General features: G+C 42.4%; 16 protein-coding genes and 1 pseudogene. 7 read left to right on the top strand and 10 right to left on the bottom strand.

Going from position 1 to position 17951, the window contains the following annotated elements; translation table 11 throughout:
• Positions 1-334 precede the first annotated feature (334 nt).
• On the top strand, positions 335-547 hold the full coding sequence (locus tag HMPREF1321_RS11500; protein WP_083832723.1) for a phosphinothricin acetyltransferase: 213 nt from the start codon (positions 335-337) through the stop codon (positions 545-547).
• A 291-nt stretch (positions 548-838) separates the two neighbouring features.
• On the opposite strand, the gene HMPREF1321_RS04135 is transcribed toward HMPREF1321_RS11500, so the two are convergent.
• The 8 genes and pseudogenes from HMPREF1321_RS04135 to atpD all read right to left on the bottom strand — a co-directional run bounded on the left by HMPREF1321_RS04135 (position 839) and on the right by atpD (position 9312).
• Positions 839-2131: an MFS transporter gene (locus tag HMPREF1321_RS04135; protein WP_009411503.1), complete on the bottom strand. Its 1293-nt coding sequence runs from the start codon at positions 2129-2131 to the stop codon at positions 839-841.
• 415 nt (positions 2132-2546) lie between these two features.
• Positions 2547-3272 carry a YggS family pyridoxal phosphate-dependent enzyme gene (locus HMPREF1321_RS04130; protein ID WP_009421435.1) on the bottom strand — a complete coding sequence of 242 codons (726 nt, stop codon included), beginning with the start codon at positions 3270-3272 and terminating at the stop codon, positions 2547-2549.
• 24 nt (positions 3273-3296) lie between these two features.
• Positions 3297-3878, bottom strand: coding sequence for a threonine/serine exporter family protein (locus tag HMPREF1321_RS04125; RefSeq protein ID WP_002674440.1), 582 nt, complete (start codon positions 3876-3878; stop codon positions 3297-3299).
• Positions 3865-4635, bottom strand: a complete 771-nt coding sequence (locus tag HMPREF1321_RS04120; RefSeq protein WP_002674442.1) for a threonine/serine exporter ThrE family protein — start codon at positions 4633-4635, stop codon at positions 3865-3867. Before HMPREF1321_RS04120 ends, HMPREF1321_RS04125 begins: the two co-directional genes overlap by 14 nt.
• A 223-nt stretch (positions 4636-4858) precedes the next feature.
• Positions 4859-6829 (bottom strand): DNA primase, encoded by a 1971-nt coding sequence (gene dnaG / locus HMPREF1321_RS04115; RefSeq protein WP_009421430.1) that lies wholly within the window; start codon positions 6827-6829, stop codon positions 4859-4861.
• Positions 6830-6970: 141 nt separating this feature from the next.
• Positions 6971-7285 (bottom strand): annotated as a pseudogene (gene rhuM / locus HMPREF1321_RS04110) (RhuM family protein); the annotation flags it as partial.
• 220 nt (positions 7286-7505) lie between these two features.
• Positions 7506-7742, bottom strand: coding sequence for an ATP synthase F1 subunit epsilon (gene atpC / locus HMPREF1321_RS04105; protein WP_002675806.1), 237 nt, complete (start codon positions 7740-7742; stop codon positions 7506-7508).
• Positions 7743-7797: 55 nt separating this feature from the next.
• The gene (gene atpD, locus HMPREF1321_RS04100) at positions 7798-9312 is read right to left on the bottom strand and encodes a F0F1 ATP synthase subunit beta (protein WP_002674457.1); all 1515 of its coding nucleotides are present in this window, start codon (positions 9310-9312) and stop codon (positions 7798-7800) included.
• Positions 9313-9627: 315 nt separating this feature from the next.
• On the opposite strand from atpD, the gene HMPREF1321_RS04095 reads away from it, so the two are divergent.
• From HMPREF1321_RS04095 to purD, 6 genes are all read left to right on the top strand, one after another.
• Complete coding sequence (locus HMPREF1321_RS04095) at positions 9628-10365, top strand: Fic family protein (RefSeq protein ID WP_009421463.1); 738 nt, start codon at positions 9628-9630, stop codon at positions 10363-10365.
• Between the two features lie 95 nt (positions 10366-10460).
• The gene (locus HMPREF1321_RS04090; protein WP_009421478.1) at positions 10461-11633 is read left to right on the top strand and encodes a dicarboxylate/amino acid:cation symporter; all 1173 of its coding nucleotides are present in this window, start codon (positions 10461-10463) and stop codon (positions 11631-11633) included.
• Positions 11634-11892: 259 nt separating this feature from the next.
• Positions 11893-12870 (top strand): bile acid:sodium symporter family protein, encoded by a 978-nt coding sequence (locus HMPREF1321_RS04085; protein ID WP_009421472.1) that lies wholly within the window; start codon positions 11893-11895, stop codon positions 12868-12870.
• 86 nt (positions 12871-12956) lie between these two features.
• On the top strand, positions 12957-13634 hold the full coding sequence (radC, locus tag HMPREF1321_RS04080) for a RadC family protein (RefSeq protein ID WP_009421457.1): 678 nt from the start codon (positions 12957-12959) through the stop codon (positions 13632-13634).
• Between the two features lie 75 nt (positions 13635-13709).
• A complete protein-coding gene (gene nadE / locus HMPREF1321_RS04075) occupies positions 13710-14480 on the top strand; it encodes an NAD(+) synthase (RefSeq protein WP_009421425.1) in 771 nt (256 codons plus the stop codon).
• Positions 14481-14580: 100 nt separating this feature from the next.
• On the top strand, positions 14581-15852 hold the full coding sequence (purD, locus tag HMPREF1321_RS04070; RefSeq protein ID WP_009421423.1) for a phosphoribosylamine--glycine ligase: 1272 nt from the start codon (positions 14581-14583) through the stop codon (positions 15850-15852).
• A 60-nt stretch (positions 15853-15912) separates the two neighbouring features.
• On the opposite strand, the gene HMPREF1321_RS04065 is transcribed toward purD, so the two are convergent.
• Complete coding sequence (locus HMPREF1321_RS04065; protein WP_009421448.1) at positions 15913-16965, bottom strand: NAD(P)/FAD-dependent oxidoreductase; 1053 nt, start codon at positions 16963-16965, stop codon at positions 15913-15915.
• Between the two features lie 12 nt (positions 16966-16977).
• Positions 16978-17724, bottom strand: coding sequence for an MgtC/SapB family protein (locus HMPREF1321_RS04060; RefSeq protein ID WP_009421426.1), 747 nt, complete (start codon positions 17722-17724; stop codon positions 16978-16980).
• Positions 17725-17951 lie beyond the last annotated feature (227 nt).

The raw sequence follows: 17951 nt of genomic DNA, 5'->3' as shown, positions 1-17951 counted from the left end.
AAATTAGCAAATGTAGAGAGTTGAGGGGTTCGGAAGATATCGGAGAAGTTCGGAAGAGAAGAGGGAGGGTTTTTGGCGAAAAAAGGCTGTGAGGAAGGTGGGGTTAGCTTATAGAGAGCTTATAGGAAGCTTATACGAATCTTGGACGATTGGTATAGAAAGGGCATATAAAAAGTTGATTCATAATATAATACAACAATGCCAAAAATGCCAAAAATGGGGTTTCGAGGCGAAAGAAAGAGGAATAGGCACTAGGCCTTAGGCCATAGGCAATAGGAGGGAGCATGACGAAAAAGGGAGAGAATGACGAATGACGAATGACGAAAAAGGGGGAATGTGGCAAGTCATTTATTCGATAAGCCCCCGAACCCCCGAAGGGGGACAAGCTAGAAAAGGAGACAAACCTTCCCCTTCTCACATACTCCGCTCTCGCGGGGCACATACCCAGCTGTCGCTGGCTACCTTCAAGAAGGGGAATGTAGTGACGGAGAAGGAAAGAAATGACGAGGGGCGAATGACGAATCACGAAGGTAATGGGAGGTCGTAACACGAGATACAGTATAACTTTGCCAAAGGTGCGAGCCACACAGGTAATTTAAAACTTTGGCAAAGTATTGTAACAAGGAAAGACAAAACGTATTTAACGCCATAATATTAAAAATGCCAATAATACTCAATCAATGACAAATTGTGAATGACGGGCTTTGAGTGAAGATAGAACGAAGGGAAAATTTGCTGTATGAGAGAAGCTTAAAAGAAATTTTAGGAGAGAAAATAGGAAAGACTGCCCCACTAAAAGTGGAAGCAGTCTTTCTTCTAACTTAGGGAAATTTGATTATTAATCTACGTTGATATCGGTATTTACATTTTTACTACCTACGAGGGCATAATACAAGAGGAATAGCAATGCTAATACTATTACCCAGTAACTTTGGATATAACCAAAAGCATCGGCAGCCCAACCTTGGATAGCTGGCAAAATACCACCCCCGCATACCATCGCCATAAAGATACCTGAGGCAGCGGCTGTATATTTACCCAAACCTTCGGTAGCGAGGTTAAAAATACCTCCCCACATTACTGAGGTACACAAGCCACAAAGAATGAGGAACATTATGCTTATTGGCACTTCGGCTAACCCAAAAGAGATATCAGATTTGAACACAGGCATATTTACCATTTGTGTTTCGGGTATTAATATAGCTAAGATAACAAAAAGAATTCCTAAGGAAGATACAAAAGTAAGCATTCCTTTGCTTGAAAACTTCGCGCCTAATGAACCTCCGGTAAGACGACCGATGAACATCAGGAACCAATAGGTACCTACTACTGAACCTGCAATAGTGGTATCTATTGCTAAGCCGTTCATTTCTGGACTACTGGTCATAAAAAGGTTTGCGATGTTGGGAATTCCTACTTCAATCCCTACGTAAAGGAAGATAGCTATCGCTCCTAATATAAAGTGACGGAAAGATAGTGGACTGTGTTTATCGGTTACATCTTTTTGTTTTACCGCTGCGTGAGGTTCGGGTATTTGCATTAGGGCAAGTACAATAAATGCCAAAGCGAAGATACCCATTGCTAAGAAGAGGGCAGGGTTGGCATCGGCAATAGAGGTACCGGCGCTGATAGTACCGATGAGGTACCCTACTAATACGGGCACGATAGTTGCCCCGATAGAGTTGATAGCGCCTCCGAATTGCAAGAGTTGGTTACCGCGTTTGCCACCACCCCCGAGGGTGTTGAGCATTGGGTTTACTACCACGTTCAGCATACACATAGAGAAGCCTGAGATAAATGCCCCAGTGAGGTATACTCCAAAGCTACCCATATTACCTGAAAGGAAAGTAATACAAACGCCAACGAAGCCTACGGCAATAGCTGTTAAAGCAGTTTTCTTATAACCGATGCGTTGTAGCATTAGCCCTGCGGGAATCCCCATAAAGGCATAAGCGATAAAGTTGGCTAAGTTCCCCAATTGTGATTCGAGGTTGCTTGCCATAAATTGGTTTTTTACAATTACCCCGAAAGGGTTTTGTAAGCCCGTTACGAATGATATCATAAAGAATAAGGCGAACATCATCGCAATGGGTAATGCGTAACTTTTGTTTTGTTGATTTTGGTGTTCCATTATTTTTAGTTATTTATTATTTTAGAAAATAGGGAATAGGAGAAGGGAATTAGTTGTTAGAAATTACTTATTTCTCCTATTAACTACTGTATTTAGTAAATAGTGGGGCAAAAGTAAATAAAGAAAATATAAAAAACAATAAAAGCGAAAACTTTTTTAAGGTTTATTTATGAAATATTTTAGATGTTAGGTGTTAGATGTTAGAAATCAGGAAGGTAGTTTAGGTAAAAGGTGTAAGCCACACGGGCAGTGCGAGTCGCGTAGGCAGTCGTAGCACGACAAGCAGGAGATAAATTAGCAGATTAGCAATTTTGGAAATTAGTAAATGGGGTGAAGAAGAAAATTGTTATTTGACTGGTCGCACAGGGTAGACGGGGTCAGATGTTTCTGACACCTAACCCCTGATAATTAAAACCTATTTTTCATTCCAATAGTAGCTATCGGGGTAGATACGCTGACCAAAGATAGCGGTACCAACGCGCACGATGGTGGCACCTTCTTCAATAGCGGTTTCGAGATCGCCACTCATTCCCATTGAGAGTTCTCGGGGGTCTACATTAGGGAGGTTGAGGGCAATAATCTCTTGTTGGAGATGTTTAAGGAGTTTAAAGCAGGCGCGCACCTTTTCGGTTTCGGCACTAAACAGACCGATAGTCATCAGTCCTTTGATATGTAGGGTAGGCATTGTAGCCACTTGCTTTACAAGATTGAGCACCTCAGAGGGGTCGGCACCAAACTTGCTTTCTTCGTTAGAGGTGTTCACCTGAATAAAGATGTCGAGTTCCTTACCTTCACTCTCCAAACGGTTGTGGAGTTTTTGGGCTAAATCGAGGCGGTCTACCGATTCTACACAACTCACCTCGTAACGCAAAATATCTTTAATCTTATTTGTTTGTAAATGACCTATAAAATGATTGGTATGTGGGGTGTCTTTCAGCGCTTCATACTTCTCTTTGAGCTCTTGCACTTTGTTTTCGGCGATGAGCGTATATCCTGCATTTAATGCTACTTTGATGCGCTCAGGAGTTACCGTTTTAGTAGCCAAGAGGAGTTTTACTTCCTCCGGCTTGCGACCTACCCGCTCACAAGTGTTGGTAATACGTTGTTGTACTAAGGCGATGTTTTGTAATATATTTTCCATTTTTAATTGTCAATTATTAATTAACTATATCGGTTCATTCTCCACTTCTTCCTTTGGTAAATTGCCTTCAGCTTTCTTGCGCAAGAGGCGACGTTTGATGAGGTCGTTTAGGTCTTTACCTTTTACCGAATAGGTGTTAAATAACAGCATAGGAGCAATCACCCCAAAGGCTAAGCACATAGTAATAAAGCCTGTTTGTAAACCGAGTTTGAAGGTTTGGTAGAGTAAATCTAATGTTTCGTCTTGTGGGGTTTCAACGGTTACTATTTGTATGATTTTCATCATAAACTCATAGCCGTATTTACCAGGAATCATATTAATTACAGCGGGAATGGTAAACACAATAGGAGGTGTGTGTACACGGTGGGCGAAATACACCGCTAAGAGCCCTACAACACAAGCCCCCAGAAAAGAAGTAATCACGATTTGTTCGGGCATTAAGGTTGCTAATAGAATGAACTTAATACCCCACCCTATACCGCCTAATACACCTGTTATCCATAAAGCACGACGTGGAGTGTTAAACAATAAAGCAAAGCCGATAGAAATCCACATCGACCAAAAGATGCGTTCTGCTAAACCTAAAAATATATCAAGGAAGTTCATAACCGAATAATAGTAAAGCTAAATAAAAACCTAATGAAATCATAAACACTAAAATAGCAGCGTGAGTGAGTTTAGCAATTCCTGCTACAATACAGCCTGAGAGCATATCGATAAAGCCATTGATAAGAGGTACCCCAGGCACTAACCACAATACACAAGCTGCCAAGGCATTGTGATAGTCTTGTACGCCAAGCAAGCGGAAGATGCTCATCACAGCCACCGATACGAAAGCAGCCCAACCCCAACAGATATACACATTGAACTTGCGCAACTGCAAAATACGTCTGCCTGCTAACCCTAATAAAGTAGCGAGAAACGACATAGCGAACTCGGCATAACTTGCGTTTTCTTTGCCAAATACGTAGGCTAATGAGCCTCCTGCTATCGATACAAAAAACCACATTACATACATATTGTAATGCGGACGCGCCTTGATGGTAGCTACCTGCTCTTCGATTTCCTCAATAGGGAGTTTCTTTTCGATAGCCTCCCACGATAGGATACTGATATCGGAAATGGCACTGAAGTTCACTCCGTGATGCGGGATAGAACGCACGATAGTTTCTTTTTCGCCTGTGCTTTTGTCCTGTATTGTTAGCACGATAGCCGAATGCGAATAGAAGTTCTCGCAATGGTAGTTCAGCGCATTAGAAATGCGTTCTACATTGCGTTCTACCCTACGGGTATTGGCACCGCTGGAAATTAGCAGTTCGTTGATATCGGCAAAAAGGCGTGCTGCTCGTTCAATGGGCTTCATATATATTTTAGACGTTAGTTCTTAAGAGGTTAGTTATAGGGCTTGTCAGACTGTTCGGACGAATAGCTTTGGGTATTCCTTGCTGTTTTCTTCTAAGAGAATGTCTTTCTGGCAAGCAAAAGTAAATTGCAAGTAACATAAAGCAAATAATTTCTAAATATTATAGTTTTCGTTACAAAGTGCAAAAGTACAAAAATAATGAAGAATGGCAAAAGGTGAAGATTTAATAATTTACTATCACATTTAAGCGCTTGCCTAATATTGTTTTTAGTTGGTTATAGCCTATGACCTCTTCCATAATGCTTTTACGTTCTTCATCTGTTATTTCAGTACGTGTTTTCTCTGCTAAATTGTTGATGAGGTGCATTATTAATAGCAAACGAATATTTAGAATGATATCCGAGATAATTCTATTGAGGTCTCTGTCTTTCTCCTTTGCGACAATATCTCGTTTTAACCAATTGTCTAAATGTCTAAACTCGTCTTCCATTTCCAAATCGGATACCTTAGCACTGAGTTCCACAGGAAGTTCGTTTGCAAGCCTACTCACATCATAGGAAGCATCTTCTTGGAACATTGTCATTAGTTGGTCATATATCTGCTTGAAATCGGGGTTGGCGAACTCTATTTCGTCTTCTTGAAGTTCGAGAAATACTTTTTCGTAAACTTTGAGGGTTTGCTGTACTTGTTTTTCTTTGAGGTCGCCGTTTTCTTCTTCTACCAGAATAGTATCGGTGAAAACACAGTCTTCATTTCCTTTGGAAAGAAGAATCTTTATTAAATCGTGCTCTAACACCTCCAAACGGTTTATCGTGCGTTTTTGAGTCTCTTCTGGCGTTTGTACCACTTGCATAGTAGATTGCTTGCGCTCTACTTTTTGTCCTTCATAAAAGTCTTTTTTGAGAATTTGCGCCAAAGTAGAGAAGAGCACTTGTTCCGAGATATCCATAATGGTAGCGCACTCGCGCACATATACTTCCCGCTTGATAAGGTCGGGAATTTTAGAGATACTCTCTACCATATCGCGTATGGTTTCGGCTTTTTTGATAGGGTCGTTCTGCGCCTCTTCCATTAGGAGGGAGGCTTTGAAGCGAATAAAATCGGTGGCGTTGTTTTCGAGGTATAGCACGAGGTCTTCGTAGGCAGTTTTGCGAGCAAAGCTATCGGGGTCGTCTCCCTCGGGGAAGGTACAGACCTTCACATTCATACTCTGTTCCAAGATGAGGTCTACCCCACGAATGGAAGCACGTAAACCAGCGGCATCACCGTCGTACAGCACCGTGATGTTGGGTGTGAGACGGTGAATAAGACGGATTTGGTCTTGTGTAAGTGCTGTTCCGCTTGATGCTACCACATTTTCGATACCCTTTTGGTGCATTTGAATCACATCGGTATAGCCTTCAACCAAATAGCAGTTATCGGCTTTGGCAATGGCTTGTTTGGCAAAGAAGATGCCATACAGCACTTTGCTTTTATGGTAAATCTCACTTTCGGGAGAGTTGAGGTATTTGGCTTGTTTCTTATCGTTGGTGAGGATGCGCCCTCCGAAGCCCAATACGCGTCCGCTCATAGAGTGAATGGGGAACATTACGCGCCCTTTGAAGCGGTCGAACTTACGGTCGCCATTGACGATGGTGAGCCCCGTTTTTTCTAAGAACTCCAACTGATAGCCTTTGGCAAGGGCGTTATCGGTGAAGGCTGTCCACTCATCGGGGGAGAAGCCTAAGCGGAATTTTTGGATTGTTTCCTCAGTAAAACCGCGCTCTTTGAAATAGGTCATACCGATAGCCTTACCGGCTTCGGTATTGAAGAGGGTATCCTGAAAATATTGTTGGGCGTATTCTGAGACGATATAGAGGCTCTCGCGCTCATCGGCTTGTGCTTTTTCTTCAGAAGATTGCTGCGTTTCTTCAATCTCTATATGATATTTTTTAGCTAAATAGCGAATGGCTTCGGGGTAGGTGAAGTGCTCGTGCTCCATTAAGAAGGCAATAGCATTCCCGCCTTTACCACTACTGAAATCTTTCCATATTTGCTTAACGGGCGAGACCATAAAGCTAGGTGTCCGCTCGTTGGAGAACGGACTCAATCCTTTGTAATTAGAGCCTGCACGTTTCAGTTGGACGAAGTCGCCGATGACTTCCTCCACCCGCATTTGGTCGTATACTTTATCTATGGTATTTTTTGAAATCACTGTTTTTTAGATTAAGGAAGAAAGGATTAATTTGTTAATTGTTTCAGGTCGTCCTCTAATTCTTTAAGGCTGTTTTCACGTTCTATTTGGCGTTGCTTATTTTGGTATTTTTCATACTCTTGAGCAGATTTCTCTATGGGCTTGTTGTGATTTTACTCGATAACCTACTGAGATGATCACATCGAGATTGTAATATTTTACCCAATATTCTTTTCCATCAGTAGCAGTTGTCCGGAAATTCCGGATAACTGAATTTTCATCTAACTCTCCTTCTTTAAAGATGTTGGAAATATGTTCACTTATAGTACGTTTGTCTTTACTAAAAAGAACAGACATTTCGGCTTGTGAAAGCCATATCGTTTCATCTTGAAAGCGTACGTCTATCTTGATATTCCCTTCTTGATTTTGGTATATAAGAAACTGTGATTCCATAGGGTTTATTTGTTTATCAATCATTTTACCCCTTGTGGGCTCATAAAAATACTTAGTTAAGAGACAAGAAAGTTATGTTATATTTATTATTTTAATAAACGTATTTGATTATAGATTTGACAATGCAAAGATATAACATTCTTTTCAGAAAAGCAAAAAACAAATAACCGACTGCTTTATTTACAAGAGTCGGTTATTTACATTTAATTTTTTAATTACGATGAAATAAAAAAAAACCTTTCTTTTAGTCTGCTAAAATCACTACTTTGTTTTGGTTGCATTCCAAAGTGCCTCCTGTAATAGTAAAATGTTGCAGTTCTTTTTTGCCCTCAAAGAGCTTTACCTCGCCTTCCGTAAGCAATGAGATGATAGGGGCGTGGTGATTTAATATTACAAATGGTCCTTTAGCCCCAGGCACCTTCACCGAGGTTACTTCACCTTTAAACAAAAGGGCTTCAGGAGTAAAGATTTCTACTAACATAAGAGCGAGCCATACGGGCTTTTTTGTTGTTATTTAACATTAGCTAATTTTCTTATTAACTAGCTTGTGCTTCGGCAAGCATTTTTTCACCTGCTTCGATTACTTCTTCGATGGTGCCTTTAAGGTTGAAGGCAGCTTCTGGAAGGTGGTCGAGTTCGCCGTCGAGAATCATATTAAAGCCTTTGATAGTATCTTTGATATCTACATAAGCTCCTGGTAATCCGGTAAACTGCTCGGCTACGTGGAAAGGCTGTGACAAGAAGCGTTGTACGCGACGTGCACGAGCAACGGCTACTTTATCGTCTTCTGAAAGTTCTTCCATACCGAGGATAGCGATAATGTCTTGCAATTGTTTGTAACGTTGTAAGAGCTCTTTCACGCGTTGTGCGCACTCGTAGTGCTCTTTACCCAAAATTTCGGGGGTAAGGATACGCGAAGTAGAATCGAGAGGGTCTACCGCAGGGTAGATACCGAGCTCGGCGATTTTACGCGACAATACAGTTGTAGCATCGAGGTGGGCAAAGGTAGTTGCCGGAGCGGGGTCAGTAAGGTCGTCGGCAGGTACATATACCGCTTGTACTGAGGTGATAGAACCGTGCTTAGTAGAGGTGATGCGCTCTTGCATCGCACCCATTTCGGTAGCCAACGTAGGTTGGTAACCCACCGCTGATGGCATACGTCCTAAAAGAGCGGATACCTCAGAACCTGCTTGAGTGAAACGGAAGATATTATCGACGAAGAAAAGCACGTCTTTACCGTGCCCTTCGCCAGCGCCATCGCGGAAGTACTCGGCAATGGTGAGCCCTGAGAGGGCTACACGCGCACGTGCTCCAGGAGGTTCGTTCATTTGCCCGAAAACGAAGGTTGCTTTTGATTCTTTAAGTGCCTTGCGGTCTACTTTACTCAAATCCCAACCGCCTTTTTCCATCGATTCCATAAAGCCTTCGCCATATTTGATAATGCCCGATTCGAGCATCTCGCGTAGCAGGTCGTTTCCTTCACGGGTGCGTTCGCCTACACCGGCGAATACTGATAGACCGCCGTGCCCTTTGGCGATGTTATTAATCAATTCTTGAATGAGCACCGTTTTACCTACACCCGCACCGCCAAAGAGACCGATTTTACCTCCTTTGGCATAAGGTTCGATAAGGTCGATTACTTTGATACCGGTGAAGAGTACTTCGGTAGTGGTGGAGAGTTCTTCGAACTTGGGAGCTTCGCGGTGAATAGGCAAGCCGTTGTCGCCGTCTTTGGGCAGGTTGCCGAGTCCGTCGACGCCGTCACCAATTACGTTGAAGAGGCGACCGTAGATGTCGTGCCCTACAGGCATTTTGATAGGACTGCCTGTGGCAATCACTTCGGTGTCGCGGCTAAGTCCTTCGGTGGAGTCCATAGAAATGGCGCGCACCACGTCTTCGCCTATATGCGATTGTACTTCTAATATGAGTTTGGTACCGTCGGGTCTTGTGATTTCTAAGGAATCATAAATGCGTGGGAGTTCATTATCAGAAGCGAACTCTACATCGACTACTGGTCCAATTACTTGTGCTACTTTTCCTTTTTGTAACATTCTATTTTATTTTTAGTTGTTTAGACCACAGGCATTAAGCCATAGGTTGTAGGTGTTATGGTTTTAGAAGCTGAGGTCTGAAATATGAGACCTATGGGCAGAAACCTAAATATTGTGCAAATGTAGGGACTTTTTTAAAAAGGGACAAATCTTTGTAATTCTTTTTTAGAAAAATATTTTATTGTAGGATTTTATAATATTGATTATCAACAGATATAGGGTTTGGATTTTCTTTTTCTTATTGAATTTCAGAACTTGTTTTAGCAAAGGAAGGTGAAAATATTGTATATTTGCCACGTAAAACCTAAAAGTTTAATGAAACACATCTTTACAACAGAACAGCAAGCGTTGGCAGCTCGTATTTTGGAGCATAATCATTTTTCACCCCTAAGTGAGTTGTATTCTTCGGAAATACAAGACTTGGCGGTAATATGGTCGTTTTACTCTGGGAAGATAGAAGGTAATACTTATACTTTTGTGGAGACGGAAACGCTCTTGAAAGATGGTATTACTTCACCCAGACGCTATGAAGAGGCTAAAATGCTCAAAAACCTTTACAACACTTTTATTTCGGAAGTAGAGTATATCAAAAAAGGGAATACCGAAGAGATTAACAAACGATTGCTTTTTGAGCTACACTCTCGCTTGATTGCTGATTTGATAGATAACCGCGAGAGGGGTATTATCCGCAAACGCGCTGTGCGAATTACTGGAACGGATTATACACCTCCTACTGGGGAGCACCTTATTGAAAAAGCCTTAGACCAGATAATGGAGGAACAGGCTGAAATAGAAAATCCTTTAGAGAAAGCGGTGTTTTTGCATTGCAATATTGCGCGCTTGCAACCTTTTATTGACGGCAATAAGCGCACTTCGCGCTTGGTTGAGAGTATTGTGCTGATGAATGACGATATCGTACCGATTCACACGACTCGCTTAGAGGATATCAATACGTACCGTAAGGCTTTGCTTTCTTTTTATGAAACGAGTGATTATAGTGAATATGCCGATTATTTTCTACAAAAGAAATGGGAGTATCTGCAGAAGTCGTAGCACGACAAGCAGTGTGAGCCGCACGGGCAGAGTGAGTCGTACGAGGCTGATAGTTGTAGTAGATTTATTTTAAGCATAATTTCAATATTTAGAAAATGAAAAATATTTTTAATAATCTTTTGTTTAAGGTGGTTTGTGGTATCCTGTTTGGGATAGCGTTGGGCTATTATGCGCCTGAATGGTTGTACCGCATTCTTATTACTTTTCAGGTGTTGTTTAGCAACTTTTTAAAGTTTGCAATACCGCTGATTTTGATGGGGCTCATTATGCCTTCGATTAGTGATTTGGGTAAAAATGCAGGTAAGTTACTGCTTATTACCATAGGAATTGCGTATGCTTTTACGCTTTTCTCGGGTTTTTCTACTTACTTGGTGGGCGAATCTCTTTTTCCTTTGCTATTGCAGGGGGAACAATTGGGCGCCATTGTAGATAAAGGAAAGAGTTTGCCTCCTTATTTTACCATTGAGATGCCTCCTTTGGCTGATGTGATGAGTGCTTTGCTGTTTTCTTTTATTATCGGGATTGGGTTGTCGTTTAGAGAAGAATCGAAACTTACAGAGGTGATTAAAGAGTTTGGCGATATTGTGAAATGGCTTATCGTTAGGGCTATTATACCGATATTGCCTATTTATATTATGTGTATTTTTGCTGAAATTACTTTTAACGGACAGGTAATGGCAATAATGAAGGTGTTCTTCAAACTGATTTTGGTTCTTTTTGTGATGCACATTGCTTTGCTCATTATCCAATACCTGATTGCGGGAAGTATTGCAGGGAAGAATCCGTTTAAGGCACTGGCTACGATGCTACCGGCTTATGCGACGGCTTTGGGTACACAATCGTCGGCTGCTACCATTCCTGTAACGTTGAGGCAGGCACTGAAATTAGGCATTTCGCAACGGATAGCGGGATTTGTGATTCCGCTTTGTGCTACGATTCACCTTTCGGGCAGTACGATGAAGATTACGGCTTGTGCGCTTGCCCTGATGATGCTTCAAGGAATGCCTTATGACTTTTCGCTGTTTGCTGGTTTTATAATGATGCTGGGGGTGGTGATGATTGCTGCTCCTGGGGTACCAGGAGGGGCTATTATGGCTGCTTTGGGGGTGCTGAACAGTATTCTTGGTTTTAATGAGGCGCAACAGGGACTGATGATTGCACTTTATATAGCGATGGATAGCTTTGGCACGGCTTGTAATGTAACGGGTGACGGTGCAGTAGCTTTAATAGTTGATAAATGCGGAGAAAATGAGAAAATTAGCAAATGAGAAAATTAGGAAATGAGAAAATGAGAGAATTAGAAAATTAGGAAATGAGAAAATGAGAAAATTAACAGATTGGTAGATAGATACGAAAAGAAACGAAAAGGTTCAGAAGACTTGGAAGGGTATAGAAAAGGTGGTCTTAGCTTATAGAAAGCTTATAGAAAGCTTATACGAATCTTGGAAGATAAGTATAGAAAAGGTATATAAATGTTTAAATATCAGTTTTTTACGGGAACTAAAACAATAGTTAAAACGAAAGCAAATGACAAACCTACACAAATTTTTTGTTAAAAACGCGTTTTTGTGGCTCTTGGTACTAATGGTACTTATGGGCTACCTTATTCCTTATCGAGAAGGCTATAACGCTTACTTTAATTTAGGAACCTTTATCGATTGGGGAATTGTGATTATCTTCCTGCTCTACGGACTGAAACTGAACTTGCGAGAAGTGCTGAACGACGTTAAGAACTGGAAGCTACACTTGCTAGTACAAATAGCTACCTTTGTGCTGTTTCCGCTCTTGGTAATGCCTTTTTACAAGATAGCACAGGGCACAGAGTTCTACGTGTTGTGGCTTTCGATATACTTTTTGGCTTGCTTGCCGTCTACCGTATCGTCATCGGTAGTGATGGTGTCTATCGCAAAAGGGAACGTGCCCTCAGCGATTTTCAACGCTTCTATCTCGGGGCTCATAGGAATCTTTGCTACCCCTATGCTAATGCACCCTTTTATGGAAAGCAGTAGTGGTGGGGCGGTAGACCAAGTAGCAATTATACAGCAATTATTATTAAAAGTGCTGTTGCCGATAGTATTAGGGCTCTTGCTCAATCCGCTGTGCAAGAAGTTTATAGAACGTTACGGCAAACTGATAGGCAAGTTTGATAGGCTTATTATCCTGCTGATTGTCTACGAGAGCTTTTCGACGGCTTTTGTAAACCGTATATTTGGCAGTGTTCCACCGATTACTTTTGCGATTATCGCAGTGGCAGTGGTGGGTATGTTTTTCATTGTATACTATCTCTTGCAATGGGCATCGCACCGTTTGCACTTTAACCGCGAAGATACGATTACTACTACTTTTTGTGGCTCGAAGAAATCGTTAGTACACGGGAGTTTATTTATGATGGTATTGGGTATTCCCGACGATAACAAAGTGATGTTCCTCTTGCCGATAATGCTTTATCACAGCTTTCAGCTGTTTTATGTGAGCTGGCTGGCGAATAGGATAAGTAATAGATAATTAAGGTAAAGCCAGCGAGGGCTCACAGCTGGGTATGTGAGTAAAAGGAAACAGGTTGCAAACTATAACGGCTAATAACTAAAATTATGACCATTAAAAACTGGGCGGATACCGATAAACCGCGTGAGAAGATGATTTCGCAGGGTAAAACAGCCCTTAGTAATGCCGAGCTTTTGGCGATACTATTAGGCTCGGGGTCGGCGGATGAGAGTGCTGTGGAGCTGAGTAGGCGCATTTTGGCTTCGGTGAATAATAGCTTGACGACTTTGGGCAAACAGAGCTTGCAACAACTACAAGCCTTCAAAGGTATTGGGCAGGCAAAAGCGATTACCATTCTCGCCGCTACCGAAATGGGTAGGCGACGCACTGCCGAAACTCCCGAACTACAGCCTAAAATAGAGGTAGCTCATAACGTTTTTACCCTAATGCAACCTCTCATAGGCGAGTTGCCCCACGAAGAATTTTGGGTACTCTACCTCAATAGCACCAATCGTGTGATACACAAAGCACGACTTTTTTCAGGAGGGATTACCCATACTACCGTAGACGTTCGACTGCTCTTCAAAACAGCGTTGGAGCAAGGAGCTATTGCGTTGATATTAGTGCACAACCACCCTTCGGGTAGCATCACCCCCAGCAAGGAAGATATCGAACTCACCCAGAGAGTAAAAACAGCAGGTGATATGTTAGACATCAAACTCTTAGACCACGTAATCGTTACCGAGAAAGAGTATTTGAGTCTTTTAGACGAAAGGCTTTTCTAATGGTGAATGATAAATTTGCTGATTTGGTAATTATGTAGTATTTTTGTCGCCATAAGAGTTAAACACTTCAATATAATGGAAAATATAGCTTCTCAAATAATTAATTGGATAAAGACCTACGCCGAGAACGCTCGTGTAAAAGGGTTAGTGATAGGCGTATCGGGCGGGGTAGACTCGGCAGTCGTCTCTACCCTTTGTGCGCGTACGGGCTTGCCTACTCTCTGCCTCGAAATGCCTATTCACCAAGCTGAAAGCCACGTGAGCCGCGCTGAGGAGCATATAGAGTTTCTCAAAGCACATTATCCTAATGTGAGCGACCTGCGGGTAGATCTCACTCCTGTATTCGACCAATTTGTGGCACAAATACCCCCTACCGATAAATCTACTTACGAAATGGCACTTGCCAACGCTCGTGCACGTCTGCGAATGACGACCCTTTACTATTTTGCAGGACTCGAAGGCTATATAGTAGTAGGCACGGGCAATAAGATTGAAGATTTTGGAGTAGGGTTCTTTACCAAATACGGCGATGGTGGGGTAGACATCAGCCCCATAGCCGACCTGATGAAAAGCGAAGTGTACAAACTCGGTGAGTATCTGCATATCCCAAAAAGCATTCTCAAAGCAAAACCTTCCGACGGGCTTTTTGGCGACGACCGTAGCGATGAAGACCAACTGAAAGCTACTTACGATGAGCTGGAATGGGCAATGCTCCAAACTGAGCAAGGCAAAAAAGCTGAGGAATTTAGAGGTAGAGAGCGCGAAGTATTCGAGATATATACCCGCCTCAACCGTGCTAACCAACACAAAATGCAACCCATACCGTATTGTAAGATTAGCAAATGAGGAAATTAGCAAATGAGTAGCGGTGCTATTTAATTGACAAATCGACACATTGACAAATTGATAGATTATATGCCTGTGCGGCTCGCACCAAATTAACAAAATGAATATACTTATCTTAGGCTCTGGCGGTCGTGAACACGCTTTTGCCGTAAAATTACACCAAAGTCCGCTATGCGACACCTTGTATATCGCCCCTGGTAATGGGGGTACCCATACCGTAGCTACCAATGTGGCTATGAGCCCTACCGACTTCCCAGCGCTGAAAGCCTTTGTACTCGAAAAACAGATTGCAATGGTAGTGGTAGGTCCCGAAGACCCCTTAGTGCAAGGAGTGTACGATTTCTTTACTGCCGACCCTGCCCTTGCCCACGTGCAAGTGATAGGTCCCTCACAGCAAGGCGCTACTCTTGAAGGTAGTAAGGAGTTCGCCAAAGAGTTTATGGTACGTCACCATATTCCCACAGCTAAATATGCGAGCTTTACTAAGGATACAGTGAAAGAAGGTTGTGCTTTCCTCAGCACGATGAAAACCCCTTATGTACTGAAAGCCGATGGTTTGGCTGCCGGTAAAGGAGTTGTTATCTTAGATAACTTAACAGAAGCCCAAGCCGAATTGCGCCGTATGCTCATCAACGAAAAATTTGGGAAAGCAAGTACTAAGGTGGTGATTGAAGAATTCCTCGAAGGCATTGAGCTCAGTTGCTTTGTCCTCACCGATGGAGTAGACTATAAGATATTGCCTACCGCCAAAGACTATAAGCGCATAGGCGAAGGTGATACAGGGCTCAACACTGGCGGTATGGGGGCTGTTTCGCCAGTGCCTTTCGCCGATGAAGCCTTTATGCAGAAGATTGAAGAGCGCATCGTAAAACCTACTATTGCAGGATTGCACAAGGAAGGCATCGTATATAAAGGTTTTGTGTTTATCGGACTCATAAAAGTAGACGGCGAGCCTTACGTGATAGAATACAATGTGCGTATGGGAGACCCCGAAACCGAAGCTGTTCTCCCCCGTATAGAAAGCGACCTCATTCCGCTTTTCCAATCTCTTTACAACGGCACTTTGGCTTCACAAGAGCTGAAAGTAACCCCGCAGAGCGCTACTACGGTGGTAATGGTATCGGGTGGATATCCTGAGAATTATGAGAAAGGAAAAGAGATTACAGGTACTGAAAAAGCTGTTGGTAGCACTGTATATCACGCAGGCACTGCTTTGAAGGACGGCAAACTCCTCACCGCTGGCGGTCGTGTACTCGCCATTACTTCGCTTGGTGATGATTTCAAAGAAGCCTTACAACGCTCTTACGACAATATCAGTAAGATACATTTTGAAGGTGCTTACTGGCGAAAAGACATTGGGAAAGACCTTTAAATAGGTTAAGTATTAAGAAAAAATAGGGAAGAGTTGTGTTCTGCAACTCTTCCCTATTTTTTATCTTCTAAGTCGTTTAGCGAAACGCGCTATGTTCATCTCTTTAGGAATCTCTTTCTCTTCGTACACCGCTTCATAAAGTGTCTTAGCACAGAAGGGTGCATTGAGCACTCCCCTTGTCCCTAAGCCGTTCAGTACCCAAAGATGAGGATACAACGGGTGGCTTCCTATTAAAGGTCGCCTATCAGCTACCGTGGGGCGTAAAGCCGCTTGGTGGGAGATAATTTCAAAAGAACAACGCACCATCTTGCGCAGTTTCTCTAATAGTTCTGTGCGAGCTCCCTCTGTAATGGTATCTGTAAGGTCTTCGGGGTCATAAGTTGCTCCCATAATATAAGTATCTCCCCCTAACGGAATGATACTACCATCACTTTTTAGGATAGTGTGCAACTGTAAATCGGGAGCGTAAAAGGTAAGGGTCTCACCTTTACAAGGGCGCATTGGCAAAGAACTGAAATAAGGATTTTTATTAATGCCACAGCCCTCACAAAACACTATATTGCGGGCTTCCACTCCCCGATATACCACGTGTGTATTGCAAATATCAAGTGCTTCATAATCGAAAGTCTTAGTGTGATAAACTCCTTCTTCCTGCCAACGTTTAAGGCATTCCGATAAGTACTTCTTCACTTCCACTCTCCCTGTACGCATTACTTCTCCAAAAAGAAAAGGAGCTGGTACTGCGGGATTGGTTTCGGGCACTAATGCAGTGCTGAGGTAACCCGAAAGCAAAGGTTGGTCAGCAGCAGTGAACCAGTTGTTTTGTTCTTCTACCGAAGCAAACTTTCGGAGCACAGGCATTGATATATGAAAAGAAACACCCGTTTTAGCCTCTATTTCAGTATAAAACGGCTCAATCATATTCATTACTTCTTCGGCTCGCCATATGGGAGTAAATCGCTTTAAAACTACCGGATTATACACTCCTCCCGCAATCAAACTAGCTACTTGTGAGCGGTCGGCTATCAAACAAAAGCTCTTGCCGTGTTTTTCCAAAAAGTTAGCAAAAGTAACACCTGCTAAGCCTCCGCCTATAATAATAAAATCGTACATACCGATGTGCTCTTACTGTATTTGCGAAACTGCCGCAATCCCTTCTTTAGCCGAAAGCAAACTCACCACGCTGCCTATACTCAAAACATCAGCGGTAGCAATCGTAAAGGTAAGTGTGTGATTTTCGGTGTCTTTTTCTACTTTTGTTATACTCATTGACTTGCGTCGGAAGATAGCCGAGCAGATTTCTATAGTTTCAGCCACATTTAGTTCTTCTTCCTCATAAGTAACTTGAAAAACTCCTACAAAATTTCTCTTAATGAGCTGTGATTCCACTCTTTTGAGGAATATCATAATGATAAGCATAAAAACGATAGCCACCACAGCGATATTGTAAAAACCCCAGCCAATACCCAAGCCTACGCAACCCGTAGCCCAGATACCCGCTGCGGTAGTCATTCCCGCAATACTTTCTCCGCGTTCTTTAATAATGCTACCAGCTCCCAAAAAGCCTATCCCGCTAATCACCTGCGCACCCAAACGCCCTAAATCGCTTTTGAAAAGAGCTGCCAGTTCAGGAAAATGTGCGTTAAAGTCAATAAGACTAATGCGTAATTGGTCTTGAATCATCGAAACTACCGCAGAGCCAAAGCACACGAGTATATACGTGCGAAAGCCAGCGGGTTTGTGCTTGCGTTCTCGTTCGAAGCCTACCAATCCGCCAAAGACTATTGCTAAAAGCAAGCGGAAGCACACTACCCCAAGGGAGAGTTCTCCTATGAAGTGTGTATTAGAAAAATCGTTTAAAAGCTCGTTCATAATCTAATCATATAATGAGCGGTAAAGGGACTATCTGAGTTTCCTCAGTCAGTCCCTTCCCTTTCTTAATCCAAAAATTGTTATTAACTTTTTTATTATCTACCCTTCACCACATTCCCCCTTTAAAAGGTTGTTCACGATAGCGAAGTAAGTGAATAAGGAGATGTTATCCCCTAGTGTCTATGCGTCATAACACTTTGCCAAAGTTTTATACTTTGGCAAAGTTA

Source organism: Capnocytophaga sp. oral taxon 412 str. F0487, from assembly GCF_000271925.1.
GTDB classification, from domain to species: domain Bacteria; phylum Bacteroidota; class Bacteroidia; order Flavobacteriales; family Flavobacteriaceae; genus Capnocytophaga; species Capnocytophaga ochracea.
This window is presented reverse-complemented; position numbering and strand designations above follow the sequence as displayed.